The sequence below is a fragment of the Clostridium sp. AF32-7AC genome (assembly GCF_003477925.1).
Taxonomy (GTDB): Bacteria; Bacillota; Clostridia; order Lachnospirales; family Lachnospiraceae; genus Otoolea; species Otoolea fessa.
Genome location: NZ_QUEG01000001.1, coordinates 285,646 through 301,054 on the forward strand (window position 1 = coordinate 285,646; position 15,409 = coordinate 301,054).

Consider the following 15,409-nt stretch of genomic DNA (forward strand, 5'->3'; position numbering starts at 1 on the left):
TCTTTTTTGGAAAAGAGTATCACTGTATGGATGATTTTATGTGGGCTATATATACGACATCTGTCGGATTGGCGGTTACTATATATGGGAAAGTATGATATGATTGATTTATGGAAGTTCAGATGATTTTGCAAAAAACTATCTCACTGTGAAGATTGATAATCTGTAGATGGCAAAACGGATAGGAACGTGAAGAACAGAGAAGTGAGCATATTTATGCAAAAAGGAAAAACAAATAGTAGTTTGCAAAATATAAATAATGATTTATAAATGATGGTCAGAGTGCTAATATATAATAAGAATGGTTAATTTAAAAATGTATGTTGGTGAGGAGGGAATATATGATTCCTGAAATTCGCTTGCTTGCAGCAAAAGCCAGCAAAGAGAATGATAATTTGTGGCTTCCGCTGTTAGACCACTTAAAAGACACAGCTGGAGTTATAGAATACCTGGCGAGCAGATGGCTGCCGGGGTCTGTGTATGATGAGATGGAGATCTCGAGAAAAGAGGGAATACGATTAGCAAAACTGCTCGCATTGCTGCATGATATAGGGAAAGGTATTCCGGCATTCCAGACAAGAATATTGGAACAGCTTCCAGACATCAGGTGTTTTCAAGAATCGGCCGGAATTGAAACAAACTTGAATAAAACACAGATGGATATTAAACATGCACATGCAGGGGCTGTTCTTCTTCGAGCAATGGGATATCCGGAATCAGTGGCAGCAATTGTAGGTGCACACCATGGATCTCCCGAACCCAATAATATGGATGATGACGCAATCGATGAATTAACATTAGAGCGAAAAAAATACGGAGATAAAAAATCTATATGGCGGAAAATGCAAGAGGAACTCTTGAAATGGGCATTAGAAGAGGCGGGATATTCGGAAAAGGAAGAAATTCCAGGTATTTCGGAAGCAGCTCAGATGCTTTTTTGTGGACTTTTGATTATGGCAGACTGGATTGCAAGCAACAGCTATTATTTTCCGTTGTTATCTGTAACAGATGATCCAGAACCATATGATAATAATCGGTCAAGGAATGCAATGAGACATCTTAACCTATCGGATGGATGTTTGATGGGTTCTGCGTGGAAACAGGAGGATTTTTTTGAAGAGAGGTTCCATTTTACTGCAAATCGAGTACAGAAGGAAATGTATGGTGTTGCAGCCAGAATGAAAAAACCAGGATTGATCATTCTGGAGGCACCAATGGGAGAAGGAAAAACGGAGGCGGCTCTGGCAGCAGCTGAGATTCTTATGAATCGTTTCGATTTAAAAGGAATTGCCTTTTTTCTCCCATCACAGGCAACAACAAATGCCATGTTTACAAGAATCAGTTCCTGGCTAACAGGTCAGTCAGATGTTAATCAGGTTTCGATCCAGCTTTATCATTCCAATGCGGAATTAAATGAAGATTTTAGAAAACTGGAATATGGGGATGTCTGCATAGAAGACGATGATCAGGATGCTTTGATAGTTCATAGCTTTTTTAGAGGAAAGAAAACAAGAATGTTATCCGATATTGTGGTTGGCACAATCGATCAGCTTCTGATGGCAGCATTGATGCAGAAACATGTGATGCTTCGTCATCTGGGGCTTGCAGGAAAAGTTGCAGTGATTGATGAGTGCCATTCATTTGATCCTTATATGAATACATATTTGGAACGTATTTTGCAGTGGCTGGGGATTTATCATATTCCGGTAATTCTTTTGTCAGCTACGCTCCCTGGGGATAAACGATTGGCTTTGATGCAGGCATATGCCGGAAAGAAAAAATGTAAAAATGTCTTGATTAAGGAAACAACTTCATACCCGTTGATTTCATGGTCAGATCACGAACGAGTACAATTAATACCAATTCCTTATGATAAAAAAGACAGGGTTGTTCAGATTGTTAGAGAGAATGAAGAACAACTGGAAGAAGAAGTCCGCAATGTATTGAAACATGGCGGGTGTATGGGAATTATATTAAATACTGTTTCAAGAGTGCAGAAAATTGCAAAATTCATACAGGATAAATTTCCGGAAGCAAAAGTATTGATTGATCATTCGCAGTTTATACTTCCGGATCGACTTGAACATGAGAAAGAAATTTTGAACTGTGTTGGAAAACATTCGGCGAATGAGCAGAGAAGAGAGGTGATTGTAGTTGGAAGTCAGGTGTTGGAGCAATCATTGGATCTTGATTTTGATGTACTGATAACAGATTTATGCCCAATGGATCTTTTATTGCAAAGAATTGGTCGTCTTCATCGTCATGAGAGGAAAAGACCAGAAATGTTTGAAAGTGCCAGATGCATAGTATTGAATTCAGAGTTAGACAATCTGGAAAAGGGAGCGACAGAGGTTTATGGAGAATATCTGCTGCTGCAGACATCAGCACTTCTTCCGGAAAAGATTATGATTCCATCGGATATCTGCTCATTGGTACAGAAGACTTATTGCGAAACAGATGATAATCAACGCTTTCAGAATGCATATGAAGATTATAAGAAGAAGTGCATGCTTAGGAAACAGAATGCGAAACCATATTGTCTGGAGAAACCAGAGATAGGAAAATGTGGAGGGACTTTAGTAGGGCTTCTGGATAAGTCGGTTGGCTTAGACGATATAAAAGCACAGGCAGCAGTGAGGGATGGAAATCCATCAATAGAAGTGATAGTTGTAAAAGAAGCAGAATCTGGTTTTGCATCTATAATTGCTGGGAAATCAAAGGGGAAAAAATACAATCTCAAGGAAACTTTATCGATAGAGGAAGCCAGAGAAATATCAGAGCAAAAACTCCGCCTTCCTCAAAGATTTGCGCAATCATGGTGCGTGGGACGTGTGATAGAACAATTACGGATAGATATGGAACGGCATACAGAAGAGTGGAAAAACAGTCCCATGCTGGAAGGTGAGTTAATATTATTTTTAGATACGACAAATCACGTGAGTTTAGATGAAATCCAGCTGTTTTACGATGAAAAGAAGGGTCTAGAATGGGAGGTTGAGAAACGTGGATGATAAAAAATTCAATCTTTTAGAAGAACCATGGGTTTGTGTTATGCAGGAAAATGGAGAAGTAAAGGAACTATCATTGATAGATGCACTGATCCATGCACACCAGTATCGAGGATTATCTGGAGAGTTGCCAACGCAGGATGTTGCAGTATTAAGATTACTTCTGGCAGTATTGCAAACAGTTGTTTATCGATATGATGCAGATGGAAATGAAGACGAACTTGTAGAAACAGAGGATGCATATGAACGGTGGGAAGAAATTTGGAATGAAGGAAAACTTCCGGAGAAACCGATTCGGGAATATTTAGCAAAGTGGAAGGAACGCTTTTATCTATACGATAGTAACAGACCCTTTTATCAGGTACCGAAGGCTGCTATTGGAACAGAATGTAAAGCAGCAAAGCTAAATGGTGAAATCTCAGAGAGCAGTAATAAACTGCGCTTATTTTCAAATCGTGCAGGAAAAGAAAAGAAATTTTTAAGTGATTCAGAAGCAGCTAGATGGCTGTTGTATCTGAATGGATATGATGATACATCTGCAAAGCCAAAGCAAAAGGGTCTTCCATCACCCGGAACCGGATGGCTTGGAAAACTGGGATTAATTTATGCAGATGGAAGCAATTTATTTGAAACCTTGATGTTGAACCTTGTAGTGGTCAATATTTCAGATAAAGAATGTTGGGACAGTCCAAAACCTGTGTGGGAAGCAGAAACAGTTAAGAGTGCGGAGAGAACCGAAATTGTGGTCCCATCAAATCAGGCAGAGCTACTGACAGTACAATCCAGAAGAATTCTTCTAAAAAAAGAGGTGCAAGGGGTCAGTGGTTATTATGTGTTGGGAGGTGATTTTTTTCCAAAAGAAGCAGCATATATGGAACAAATGACTGTATGGAAAAAATATGAACCGAAAGGAAATGCCGTTCCGTATTATCAGCCAAGAAGGCATTTGCCAGAAAAACAGATGTGGCGCGACTTTTCAAACCTTGTTATGTCAGATCAGGAAAACAGAACACCGGGTGTGCTTAGGTGGGTCGCTTGGCTGAAAGATAAGAAAATGATTGATAAAAAGAATATCATTTGCTTTAAGACAGCCTCGGTACAATATGGGGACAAAGACTTTTTTGTAAAAGATGTTCTTGGCGATTACCTGGAATTTCATACAGAATTATTAACTGCAAATGGAAAAATATTGGTAAGAATCATACGAGAAGAGATTGAAAAATGTGAAAAAGCAGCAAATATAGTTAATCATTTAACAGAAGACTTAAAGAAGGCTGCAGGAGATTGTTCAGGTGAAAAAACTCAATATGGAAAAGAAGAGTACTTTTACCAGATAGATATACCATTCCGCAAATGGTTAAAGGAGTTGGATCCGATAGGTGAGAGTGATTCTGAATATTATGAGAACATTCGAAACGACTGGAGAGTTCAGGCATATCGGATAGCGGAAAAGCTTGGGATGAACTATGTTGAACAAGCAGGAGATAAGGCTTTTGTTGGGCGGGAAATACAAGAAAAAAAGGATGGAGTTGAAAGAAAAGTTTATTATTCATCTTCAAGTGCTTTTAATATATTTAAGGTGTCATTGAAAAAATGCTTTGAGCAGTAGCAAGGAGGGATTGTATGGGAAACCAGGGACAGATGGTCAGAAAGTATATGGCCATGCGTCTGAAACAATGGGAGAATGAGCCAAATGATGCACGCGTCAAAGGAGAATTGGCACAGCTTCGTCATGGAATCGGGAAAAAGCCCGGAGAGGTTCCAGAAATGTGGGAACTTTTATTTAACAGATTTCCGGAAGAATTGATGAGCAGAAATGGAGAACCTAGTTGGGCTGAGTGGGCGGTATCTCTTTCGTTATGTATGTATGCTCTGCATCAGCAGGGAAGTGATATTCACAAAAAAAACATGCATAGCGAACAGCAACCATTAGGAAAGGCAGTTAGAAAATTGGCGGCTTTGCAGGATGAATCAGAACTGACACGAATTCGAAAACGATTTACCGTTTTTGCAACATCGGCAGATATGGAAGAATGTGCGTATTATCTTCGAGGATTAGTGCAGCTTCTGCGGGCAAAGGGAGTGCCGATGGATTATATTCAGCTAGCATATGACCTATATCAATTTCAAACGGAGAATGGTGCCCAGAAGGTTAAGCTTCGCTGGGGACAGGATTTTTATCGAGTAGTAAAACAGGAAGAGGAGGAAAAAGAAAATGAGTAAAAATTTGTATATTGATCTTCATGTGATTCAAACACTTCCGCCGAGCTGCGTAAATCGTGATGATACAGGCAGCCCCAAGACAGCGATTTATGGTGGTGTAACCAGAGCGAGGGTTTCAAGTCAGTCCTGGAAACGTGCAATGCGCCTTATGTTTGCTGATATGTATACAGAAGAAGAAAAAGGAATTCGAACAAAGAAAATTGTAGACCTGCTTGCAAAGAAAATATCTGAGTTGGATTCGGAGATTCAGAGTGCTGAAAAATTGGCAAAAAAGGTATTAGAAGCAGCAGGAATTAAATTAACAGAGAAAAATGGAAAAGCAGAAACAGGAGCTCTGTTTTTTATTAGTGCAAAACAAATTGAAAAATTGGCAGAAAAGGCAATGGCTCATCCAGATGGGAAATTTGAAAAAGAGGATAAAAAAGAATTGCAGGAGGCATTAAAAAACTACCCGTCAGTTGATCTTGCTTTGTTTGGCCGCATGGTGGCAGATGAACCTTCCTTGAATTACGACGCAACGGCACAAGTGGCCCATGCCATATCAACACATGCTGTACATAATGAGTATGATTACTTTACAGCTGTTGATGATTGTACATCGGAAGATAATTCTGGGGCAGGACATCTTGGTACAGTGGAGTATAGCTCATCTACCTTATATCGTTATGCGACTGTGAATGCGGCAGAACTTGCAAACTATCTGGGAGAAGATACTCCGAAAGCAGTTAGAAATTTTGCAGAGGCATTTATCACCAGTATGCCGACAGGAAAACAAAATACATTTGCAAACAGAACACGCCCGGATGCTGTTTATGTGACGGTTCGCAGAGATCAGCCGGTTAATATGGCCTGTGCTTTTGAAAAACCAATTACCACAAAGGGTGGATATGTGGAGCAGTCAATAAAGGCGTTGGTTGATTATGCAAAAGAATCTTATGAAGATTATGTAAATGAGCCGGAAGTGACATTTGCAGTGGGAAGAGAGTTGGAGCCGCTTGCGGCAACAATGAATCTAACAAAATTATTAGATGAACTGGAAAAACAGGTTTTTATTGATCTGGAAGAGGTGACGAAATAATGAGTACATTGCTGCTTCGGTTGGCAGCACCACTTCAATCATGGGGAATTGATTCGAAGTTTGATATTCGCCGGACAGGACGGGAACCTAGCAAAAGCGGGGTGATCGGGCTTATCTGCGCCGCCTTTGGAATCAAAAGAGATGATGATGAGATGGTGAGTCAATTAGCAACACTGCGATTTGGCGTGCGTGTAGATAAAGAGGGGCATTTCATGCGTGATTTTCACATAGCACGCTCAAAAAAAGGAGATTCATATGTCACAAATCGCTATTATCTTGCGGATGCAGAATTTCTGGTAGGCTTTGAAAGTGCGGATGAAGAACTTTTAAAAAGAATTGAATATGCATTATTGAATCCGGTGTTTCCATTATATCTGGGGCGGAGATCGTGTCCGCCTACTGGAAGATTATGCCTTGGTATTAGAAAACGAGAATTGGAAGACGCTTTGCTTGAAGAAGCATTTCGGAATGAATCAGTTGAAACAGTACGCATAATACTGGATGCAAAAGAAGGAGAAGACGGAAATATTGTTAAAGATCTTCCGATATCCTATAATCCAGAGAAGAGAAAACATGCGTTTCGAAAAGTGACGGAGAAATATCGGGCGGTACGAGAACCGCTTCAATGCCATGATCCAATGGCAGAATTGGGGTGATTGGTTTGTATTTAAGCAGAATGACATTGGATGTGACTAAAAGGAAAACATTGCGGGCATTGAGCTCGCCAAACCTGTTCCATGGAGCCGTTGAGGCTTCGTTTGATATGACAGAAGCAGTTCGTCATAGAAAGCTATGGAGAATCGATCGGCTTAATAGTAAGTATTATTTGCTTATTCTAAGCCGGGAAAAACCGGATCTCTCCGAAGCAGTAAGCCAATTTGCGCCAGAAGGTGAAGAATGGGTGACAAAAGAGTATGATCCTTTTCTGGAGAAAATCAAAGCTAATTCATGGTGGCATTTTCGTTTGACGGCAAATCCAACATACCAGAAAGCTGCAGGAAAGGATCAAAGAGGCAGAATTTGTGCACATACTACAGCAGATAATCAGCGAAAATGGCTTATAAAACAGGGTAAACTGCATGGTTTTGCAGTGAGTGAAGATTCTTTTGAGATTAGGGAATCTAAATGGTACCATTTTAATAAGGCTTCTGGAAAGAATCAGGTTAGTATGCTGTCTGTAACATATGAAGGTATTTTAAAAATAGTGGATGAAGAGAAAGTACGAAAAATGCTGATAGACGGTATTGGACGTGAAAAGGCATATGGAGTAGGTCTTATGACATTGGTACATATGGAGAAGGGAACAGTATGACAAATATTCCTGGAATGATACGGCCGGAAATCCAGATGCTGCCGCAGGTTGCAGATCGTCTGACGTTCCTTTATCTGGAAAGATGTGTCCTAAATCGACAGGATAGTGCAATTACAGTCGCAGATGATAGAGGAACCGTTTTTGTACCGGCAGCAGCAATCAGTGTGATTATGCTGGGACCTGGAACTAAGATTACACATCGGGCGATGGAATTAATTGGAGATGCCGGGGTAACAGTGATATGGGTGGGAGAACATGGTGTGCGTTATTATGCATCGGGTCGTCCGCTCACCCACCGGGCAGCTCTTTTGCAGAGACAAGCGGAATCAGTCAGCAATACGAGAATGCATTTAAATATTGTGAGACAGATGTATTCCATGCGATTTCCTAATGAAGATGTTTCACGCCTTACGCTTCAGCAATTGAGAGGACGGGAGGGAGCACGAATTCGTGCAGTATATAAAAGAGTATCAAAAGAGTGGAATGTACCTTGGAATGGGCGTGAATACGATCCAGATGATTTTACAAGTGGAGATTCTGTTAACCAGGCATTATCTGCCGGCCATGCATGTCTTTATGGCTTGGCACATGCGGTAATTGCTGCGTTAGGGTGCTCTCCGGGATTGGGATTTGTACATGTTGGACATGAAAACTCATTTGTATATGATATTGCAGATTTATATAAGGCAGATATCACGATTCCGTTAGCGTTTGAGGTGGCTGCAACGATTTCCAAGGAAGAAATTCCGTCTGTAATGCGGAGAAAAACCAGAGATAAAATGGTAAAAATGAATATTCTGAAACAAATGGTGCATGATATCAAATCTTTGTTTGCCAAAGAAGGAGAAGCAGAGGATTCAGATGCAGTATATTTGTGGGATAACAAAGTCGGGGAAGTTGAGAATGGGCATTCGTATGGAGACGATCTTGAAGAAGGTGAATAATGGTAGTTGTAACGCTGACTGATTGCCCACCTAAATTGCGCGGAGATCTTACGAAGTGGCTTATGGAGATCAATACAGGAGTATACGTTGGAAAGGTGAGCGCAAGAATTCGGGAAATGCTTTGGACGCGAATCTGTGAGCACCTGTCTCAGGGACGGGCAACAATGGTATATAGTACTAATAATGAACAGGGAATGGAATTCTGTGTTCACAACTCATCCTGGAAACCTGTGGATTTTGATGGATTACAATTAGTTATGCGACCAGAACAGGCACGGCGCGAAACAAAAGCGCGTGCAAGTCGGGCAGAAGTTCAACAGATGTTGATTAAGAAAAAGCAATCTCAAACATATAAAGAACGACAAGAAGGTTATGTGGTGATAGATTTAGAAACAACAGGATTAAATAGTTCATCAGATGAGATTATTGAGTTGGCGGCGATCAGAATCATTAACCACAAAATAGCAGACCAATTGGAGATTCTAGTGAAAGCAGAAAAAGGTGTTCCAAAAGTAATTACTGAACTTACGGGGATTACAGAGGAGATTCTTGAGGAAAAGGGGATGGTTCTTTCTTCAGCGATAGAGAAGTTTTGTGAATTTATTGGACAAAGTACAATAGTGGGTCATAACATCGCATTTGATCGCAGCTTTTTAAAGGAAGCTTGTCGAAAGACCAATCGTATGAATCTAAAAAATCCGGCAAAAGATACATTAGATCTTGCGAGAAGACGAATCGATGATATTGATGATTATAAGCTGCATGCACTAGCAGACTATTTCCAGATAAAAGTTGAGGAGGAACATAGGGCATTAAGTGATTGCATCACAACATTTCAGGTGTTTGAGAAACTAAATGAAATTTAGAGATGGAGATCGGGAAAAGGTTGTAAATAAGGGATTTTTTTAGTGTATTCCCCGCGCAAGCGGGGGTGATCCCAAGAAGATGTTTCGTTTGTTCGTAACAACAATGTATTCCCCGCGCAAGCGGGGGTGATCCCTGATTCCAAGTTGGAGGGTTGCCTCCATAGTTGTATTCCCCGCGCAAGCGGGGGTGATCCCCATCTCTTTGTCCTCGTCTGACAGATATAATGGTATTCCCCGCGCAAGCGGGGGTGATCCCTGCTCTGTTGCCTTGTCAGTGTTCCAGTCATTGTATTCCCCGCGCAAGCGGGGGTGATCCCGTAAAACAATCTGGGTCACTGGTACAAATTTAGTATTCCCCGCGCAAGCGGGGGTGATCCTTGTTGTTCAGATTTATTTCCAATATCTAATAAGTATTCCCCGCGCAAGCGGGGGTGATCCCAGCGTTTACCAAGGCAGCGCTATGGGAGCAATGTATTCCCCGCGCAAGCGGGGGTGATCCCGTTGGAAATCGTTAGAATCCATGTAAACCAGCGTATTCCCCGCGCAAGCGGGGGTGATCCTATGCCTGTAACTTGCCGCGATAATGTTGTATAGTATTCCCCGCGCAAGCGGGGGTGATCCCGAACGCGTCATGCTATTCCAGACACGCTGTTGGTATTCCCCGCGCAAGCGGGGGTGATCCCCAGGTGCAGTGGGACAATGACGCTTTTTTATGGTATTCCCCGCGCAAGCGGGGGTGATCCCCAGGTGCAGTGGGACAATGACGCTTTTTTATGGTATTCCCCGCGCAAGCGGGGGTGATCCCCAGGTGCAGTGGGACAATGACGCTTTTTTATGGTATTCCCCGCGCAAGCGGGGGTGATCCCTAGCCGATTGTGTCGGGCGTTTAAAATCATACGTATTCCCCGCGCAAGCGGGGGTGATCCTTGAATTGTACGAACCGGATGGTTGGATAAACAGTATTCCCCGCGCAAGCGGGGGTGATCCTCGGTAGCAGCAACGTTCCCATCAGCAATTTTGGTATTCCCCGCGCAAGCGGGGGTGATCCCGTATCCGGAGACTATACTATTAATGCTGGAGAGTATTCCCCGCGCAAGCGGGGGTGATCCTAAAATCATGTCGGGCGTGGCGTTTAATGAAAAGTATTCCCCGCGCAAGCGGGGGTGATCCTTCGTCCGCAATGGATTTTTTAACAAATGTTTCGTATTCCCCGCGCAAGCGGGGGTGATCCTAGGTATGAGCGGATTGTATTCTTCGGTACAGCGTATTCCCCGCGCAAGCGGGGGTGATCCAGCGTCCCTGTCGTATAAGACCCCGACGACCTGGTATTCCCCGCGCAAGCGGGGGTGATCCTTTTATTATCTGATGAAAATTACTGGATGGTAATGTATTCCCCGCGCAAGCGGGGGTGATCCCCATATCTACATGATATGATACATATAAAGTTGGTATTCCCCGCGCAAGCGGGGGTGATCCCTATCAGTATCAGCAAATGCGAGCAAATTGAGGGTATTCCCCGCGCAAGCGGGGGTGATCCCGAACATCCTCAAACAACGTTACGGGACATTTGGTATTCCCCGCGCAAGCGGGGGTGATCCCTGTCTTCCTTGCCGCCACCTGCGAAGATAACAGTATTCCCCGCGCAAGCGGGGGTGATCCTGTATGAGGCATTGCGGAAAGTCCTTGGAAATGGTATTCCCCGCGCAAGCGGGGGTGATCCCCTCCGGCACTTTTGCCCCCTCAAATTTGACGGGTATTCCCCGCGCAAGCGGGGGTGATCCCTATTGCATTTAAAATGTCAATAGATTCATGATGTATTCCCCGCGCAAGCGGGGGTGATCCTTGAGAAGCGCCCCGAAATCATCGGACTTAAGGGTATTCCCCGCGCAAGCGGGGGTGATCCTTTCATCGGAGAAAAGAATTACATAGTAACCACGTATTCCCCGCGCAAGCGGGGGTGATCCTAATAATTCAGCTGAATTACTTATTGGATAACAGTATTCCCCGCGCAAGCGGGGGTGATCCCCTTATCTTTAACCTGTCCTGATTCAATGGCTTGTATTCCCCGCGCAAGCGGGGGTGATCCTCAAGGTATCCGGAGCAGTTTGACCTAGTGGGAGTATTCCCCGCGCAAGCGGGGGTGATCCTCACATCATCGCGAGTTATAATCCGTAGCGCATGTATTCCCCGCGCAAGCGGGGGTGATCCCGGTCGCGGAGGATGTTGGTTGGAAACGGGTTGGTATTCCCCGCGCAAGCGGGGGTGATCCTCTGGAGGAAGAGGCAGCAAAGAGGGCGCTGGAGTATTCCCCGCGCAAGCGGGGGTGATCCTCATCTGGCCGAGATGGAAAAGTACAGCTGGAAGTATTCCCCGCGCAAGCGGGGGTGATCCTCAACCCCTGCGCCAGGGAATCGGTTCTGCCAGTATTCCCCGCGCAAGCGGGGGTGATCCTTGTTGCTTTTACCATTGCATCCTCCTGTATCCGTATTCCCCGCGCAAGCGGGGGTGATCCTACCGGTACAATCAGCGGAACCGGAAGTCTGCCGTATTCCCCGCGCAAGCGGGGGTGATCCCGAAAAACCGGAATGGTTGACGATGGATCAGATGTATTCCCCGCGTAAGCGGGGGTGTTTTTCCTAAAATCTAAAGTTTGGGAAGATAAGAACAACCTTATGATTTCAACATATGAAGCCATAAGGTTGTTTTTTTCGTATAGAAAACTTCACTGCCGCATCTTGAAGGTCACCAGAATTTGTGGGAAATGATAGGTGGTTGTTTGCTCAGTTTTTTGGAATATAGATGATTTTGTCACAGGCGTAAAGTTCTTCTCCCTCTCTGTTTCGCATTTCATATCCGATATATTTACAATTCCCATCCAACTGACTATAATAAAGAATGTCCGTTTGCCTGCAAAGGCGCGGAACCATATCCATCTGCATCAGGGCGATATGACAGAAAAATGAATTTAAAAGAATGGAAGAAACAACAATGGATGTAATTGGAAAATTTGGAAATAGGGTGAGCAGCCAGGCGCTTAAGGATCCGGAAAAAGCGCGTCGGCTGCTTCTTGCGGGATACCGCCTGCAGGAAAAGAAGCTTCAGTTTTTGCCGGATCGGGGGCTGCCGTCGTCGGGACAGTATGTGGCGCGGGTGGTTATGAAAAATATCATTCAGTCGCTGTCGGAACCGGAGAATGCGGCGATGGTCAGCATATTTGTGCCGGGAGAGCTGGTGATGGCGGCAGGGCTGACGCCGTACTCAGTGGAGGCGATGTCCTGTTTTATGGCGGGAACGAAGTGTGAGCAGACGTTTCTTCGGAAAACGGAGGAAGAAGGATTTCCGGAGACGATGTGTTCGTACCACAGGGTGTTTCTGGGGGCGGCGCTGACGGGGATTCTGCCAAAACCGAACTGCATGATTTATACGAACCTTGCGTGTGATGGGAATATGATGACGTTTCCTTATTTAAAGGATAAATTTGAATGTCCAGGCTTTTATATTGATGTTCCGTATGAGAAAAACCGGGAATCGGTTCTGTATGTGGCGGATCAGCTGCGGAAATTGAAACGGTTTCTGGAGGAGACGACGGGCAGACGGATTTCGGAGGAAACAGTGCGGAGTGCGGTAGATAACAGCCGGAAAGCGGCAGCGAATTATAAAAAACAGCTTGCCCTGCGGTGTGCGCATGACCCGGTGACCTCTCTGACGAATGAATTGTATGCGCTTTTTATGTGCCATCTGATGGCTGGCTCAGAGACGGCGGTTACCTATACGGAAAAACTTCTGCGCGATGTGCGGATGTCACCGAGGGGAGATGGTCTTTCGGTAATCTGGATGCACATCATGCCATTTTTACAGGAGCCGGTTAAGGATATTTTTAATTATAGTAAGAAAATGCACATCCGCGCTTGTGATTTCATCGCAGATGGTTTTCAGGAGATGCATGCGGAAGACCCGTATGAGGCGATGGCAGAGAAAATGGTCTATTGCATTTACAATGGCAGTGTGAAACAGAGAGTTGAGGAAGCGGAACGGCTTGCCAGAATCACGGAAGTGGATGGTGCTGTTTTATTTGCCCACTGGGGCTGTAAGGGAACGATTGGTGCATCCAGCCTGATTAAGCAGTCCTTAGAAAAGACAGGACTTCCGACGATGATTCTCGATGGTGACGGCTGCAACCCTGCCAATACAAGCGACGGTCAGGTATCGACGCGGCTTCAGGCGTTTGTGGAAATGCTGGAAAAGGGCAAGGAGGAGAAACACGCATGATTTATTACGTCTGTAAGTACACCCCGATTGAGCTGTTCCGGGGGTTTGGAGAAGAATGTTCTGTTTTGGAGGAAATGCCGGAAAATTTCGAACAGTCGGATCAGATTGCACATGCAAATCTGTGCGGCTTTGGAAAATCGGTCATTCAGGCAGTGCTGGAAGGAAAGGTTGAACAGCTGGTGCTGGTAAACTGCTGCGATTCGATGCGGCGCGTTTACGATATCGTGGAGAGCACGGGAAAATGTAAGTTTTTATATATGCTGGATCTGCCGCATGATGATAATGAATGTGAAAAAGTGAAATTTGCGGGCACGATCCGGAGGCTTAAAAAGGCATATGAGGCATATTCCGGGAAAGTGTTTGATAAACGCGCTTTTATCAAGTCCTTTATTACGCCGGAAATGAACACGGAGCCGTACATTGGTGTGCTGGGCGTGCGGGTCAGCGGTATTCTGGAGGATATGATCCGGGACAATATCCAGATGGATGTGGAAAATCTGACCTGTACGGGTGGTCGGAAACTGTCGGTCGTACAGGATGAAATGTGGAATATGGAGGAAGAGGAGCTGTTTCTTTCTTATGCGGACGTCCTGCTGGGACAGATGCCGTGTTTCCGCATGAACCGTTCGATCCGCAGAAACCGTCTGTATCTGGATCCGAATTTAAAGGGAATTATTTATCACACGATCAAGTTCTGTGATTATTATGGATTTGAGTATGCGAGTATCAAGCGGGATATCAAGGTTCCGCTCCTTAAGATTGAGACTGATTTTACGAGCCAGAGCGCGGGGCAGCTTTTGACGCGCATTCAGGCATTTGAGGAGACGATCGAGGGATCAGAGGATATGGATCCGGGAAAAGGTATCAGTGAGGAGGCAAGAAAGAAGATGGAGTCGGGCATTTTTTATGTAGCGGGAATCGACAGCGGTTCGACAAGTACGGATGTGGTCATACTGGATCGGGATGGAAAAATTAAATCGACGATGATTATTCCGACCGGCGGCGGTGCGATGATGAGCGCCGAGAAGAGTCTGGATCTGGCGATTGAGAAAGCGGGAATTAAGAAAGAGGAGATCGTGCGGATCGATACGACCGGATATGGACGATCCTATATTGACAGCGGGGATGACAGCATCACGGAGATTACCTGCCATGCCAAGGGCGCAAATTATCTGAATCCGAATGTCCGCACTATCATCGACATTGGCGGGCAGGATATCAAGGCGATCAGCATCGACGGGCAGGGAGCCGTGAAAAATTTCCTGATGAATGACAAATGTGCCGCCGGAACGGGACGTTTTCTGGAAATGATGGCGAAAACGCTGGGACTTTCCCTGGAGGAAATGAGTGTGAAAGGACTGGAATGGAAGCATGATATCGTGATTTCCAGCATGTGTACGGTGTTTGCAGAGTCGGAGGTCGTGTCGCTGGTGGCACAGAATAAGGATGTGGCAGATATTATCCACGGTTTAAATGTGTCAGTTGCCTCAAAAGTCGGCGCGTTGGCAGCCCGCCTTGGAAAGGATCATCCAGGCGAATATATGATGACCGGCGGTGTGGCGAAGAACCAGGGTATCATCCAGGCATTGGAAGAGAAGCTTGGTGCTAAACTTTATATCTGTGATGAGGCGCAGCTCTGCGGTGCGCTGGGAGCGGCGCTATTTGCTTATGAGAAATGTAAAGGCAGTGCGGAGGAAACGCGATGAAGC

General features: G+C 44.6%; 10 protein-coding genes and 1 CRISPR repeat array. All 10 genes read left to right on the forward strand.

Going from position 1 to position 15,409, the window contains the following annotated elements; all coding sequences use genetic code 11:
- Positions 1–341 precede the first annotated feature (341 nt).
- The 10 genes from cas3 to DWZ45_RS01525 all read left to right on the forward strand — a co-directional run bounded on the left by cas3 (position 342) and on the right by DWZ45_RS01525 (position 15,406).
- Positions 342–3,011: a CRISPR-associated helicase Cas3' gene (cas3, locus tag DWZ45_RS01480; RefSeq protein ID WP_182426608.1), complete on the forward strand. Its 2,670-nt coding sequence runs from the start codon at positions 342–344 to the stop codon at positions 3,009–3,011.
- Positions 3,004–4,617: a type I-E CRISPR-associated protein Cse1/CasA gene (gene casA, locus DWZ45_RS01485; RefSeq protein WP_118467216.1), complete on the forward strand. Its 1,614-nt coding sequence runs from the start codon at positions 3,004–3,006 to the stop codon at positions 4,615–4,617. The genes cas3 and casA overlap by 8 nt, the downstream gene beginning before the upstream one ends.
- 32 nt (positions 4,618–4,649) lie before the next feature.
- Complete coding sequence (casB, locus tag DWZ45_RS01490; RefSeq protein WP_182426609.1) at positions 4,650–5,231, forward strand: type I-E CRISPR-associated protein Cse2/CasB; 582 nt, start codon at positions 4,650–4,652, stop codon at positions 5,229–5,231.
- Entirely contained in the window at positions 5,224–6,309 is a 1,086-nt protein-coding gene (gene cas7e / locus DWZ45_RS01495; protein ID WP_118467220.1) for a type I-E CRISPR-associated protein Cas7/Cse4/CasC, read from the forward strand. The genes casB and cas7e overlap by 8 nt, the downstream gene beginning before the upstream one ends.
- Complete coding sequence (cas5e, locus tag DWZ45_RS01500) at positions 6,309–6,965, forward strand: type I-E CRISPR-associated protein Cas5/CasD (protein WP_118467222.1); 657 nt, start codon at positions 6,309–6,311, stop codon at positions 6,963–6,965. The genes cas7e and cas5e overlap by 1 nt, the downstream gene beginning before the upstream one ends.
- On the forward strand, positions 6,962–7,621 hold the full coding sequence (cas6e, locus tag DWZ45_RS01505) for a type I-E CRISPR-associated protein Cas6/Cse3/CasE (protein WP_118467224.1): 660 nt from the start codon (positions 6,962–6,964) through the stop codon (positions 7,619–7,621). The genes cas5e and cas6e overlap by 4 nt, the downstream gene beginning before the upstream one ends.
- On the forward strand, positions 7,618–8,565 hold the full coding sequence (cas1e, locus tag DWZ45_RS01510; protein ID WP_118467226.1) for a type I-E CRISPR-associated endonuclease Cas1e: 948 nt from the start codon (positions 7,618–7,620) through the stop codon (positions 8,563–8,565). Before cas6e ends, cas1e begins: the two co-directional genes overlap by 4 nt.
- On the forward strand, positions 8,565–9,431 hold the full coding sequence (gene cas2e, locus DWZ45_RS01515) for a type I-E CRISPR-associated endoribonuclease Cas2e (protein ID WP_118467228.1): 867 nt from the start codon (positions 8,565–8,567) through the stop codon (positions 9,429–9,431). The genes cas1e and cas2e overlap by 1 nt, the downstream gene beginning before the upstream one ends.
- 44 nt (positions 9,432–9,475) lie before the next feature.
- Positions 9,476–12,065: a CRISPR direct-repeat array (repeat unit 28 nt; unit sequence GTATTCCCCGCGCAAGCGGGGGTGATCC).
- Positions 12,066–12,404: 339 nt separating this feature from the next.
- Positions 12,405–13,700 (forward strand): 2-hydroxyacyl-CoA dehydratase family protein, encoded by a 1,296-nt coding sequence (locus DWZ45_RS01520; RefSeq protein ID WP_227589603.1) that lies wholly within the window; start codon positions 12,405–12,407, stop codon positions 13,698–13,700.
- Positions 13,697–15,406, forward strand: a complete 1,710-nt coding sequence (locus DWZ45_RS01525; protein ID WP_118467232.1) for an acyl-CoA dehydratase activase — start codon at positions 13,697–13,699, stop codon at positions 15,404–15,406. Before DWZ45_RS01520 ends, DWZ45_RS01525 begins: the two co-directional genes overlap by 4 nt.
- Positions 15,407–15,409: the final 3 nt, after the last annotated feature.

Coding starts and splice junctions, on each gene's coding strand:
- cas3 (WP_182426608.1), top strand. CDS start 342: ATGATTCCTGAAATTCGCTTGCTTGCAGCAAAAGCCAGCAAAGAGAAT.
- casB (WP_182426609.1), top strand. CDS start 4,650: ATGGTCAGAAAGTATATGGCCATGCGTCTGAAACAATGGGAGAATGAG.
- cas7e (WP_118467220.1), top strand. CDS start 5,224: ATGAGTAAAAATTTGTATATTGATCTTCATGTGATTCAAACACTTCCG.
- cas5e (WP_118467222.1), top strand. CDS start 6,309: ATGAGTACATTGCTGCTTCGGTTGGCAGCACCACTTCAATCATGGGGA.
- cas1e (WP_118467226.1), top strand. CDS start 7,618: ATGACAAATATTCCTGGAATGATACGGCCGGAAATCCAGATGCTGCCG.
- cas2e (WP_118467228.1), top strand. CDS start 8,565: ATGGTAGTTGTAACGCTGACTGATTGCCCACCTAAATTGCGCGGAGAT.
- DWZ45_RS01520 (WP_227589603.1), top strand. CDS start 12,405: ATGGAAGAAACAACAATGGATGTAATTGGAAAATTTGGAAATAGGGTG.
- DWZ45_RS01525 (WP_118467232.1), top strand. CDS start 13,697: ATGATTTATTACGTCTGTAAGTACACCCCGATTGAGCTGTTCCGGGGG.